This window comes from Enterobacter sp. ZOR0014 (assembly GCF_000798855.1).
In the GTDB taxonomy this organism is placed as follows: domain Bacteria; phylum Pseudomonadota; class Gammaproteobacteria; order Enterobacterales; family Enterobacteriaceae; genus Enterobacter; species Enterobacter kobei.
Genome location: NZ_JTLF01000038.1, coordinates 1 through 421, shown reverse-complemented (window position 1 = coordinate 421; position 421 = coordinate 1). Strand labels below are relative to the sequence as shown.

At 36.6% G+C, this 421-nt stretch carries 2 protein-coding genes; both read right to left on the bottom strand.

What is annotated here, in order from left to right; all coding sequences use genetic code 11:
- The coding region (locus tag L977_RS25180; protein WP_442854915.1) for a hypothetical protein at positions 1–77 on the bottom strand (77 nt) is incomplete at its 3' end.
- Between the two features lie 37 nt (positions 78–114).
- A partial coding sequence (locus tag L977_RS23465; protein ID WP_047624416.1) for a phage tail tube protein occupies positions 115–421 on the bottom strand: 307 nt, incomplete at its 5' end.

The following is a 421-nucleotide window of genomic DNA, read 5'->3' as shown; positions in this document are numbered from 1 at the left end:
GAACATTTTTGTTGTTGGAAAAGGTCTTTACCTGTAATCATTTTAAATTTACGTGCTGTACTCAATTGTTTTGCCATTTTATTTTATATTCCTTTACTTAATCTATTTTTAGTCTTATGAATGGTCAGTTACTGAAACTCCTGCGGTAACATCTTTATAACCCTCAGCGGAGAACTTTACGTTATAGGCACCTGGAGCAAGTTGTCCGTTTGTTGCTACTTTTCCATTTGCGTCATTAATCACTGATGTTACTTTTACAGTTCCACCATTAGAATCTTTCAAAGTGGCAGGCACTACGATTCTTCCGTCATTATGACCCTTTGTAGCAGTAGTCACATTAGGAATAACAGGAGCTACGAGTGTAATTCCACCAGCTAGAACTGTATCAGGTTGCATAATGAATAAACCACTTTCCATTTTC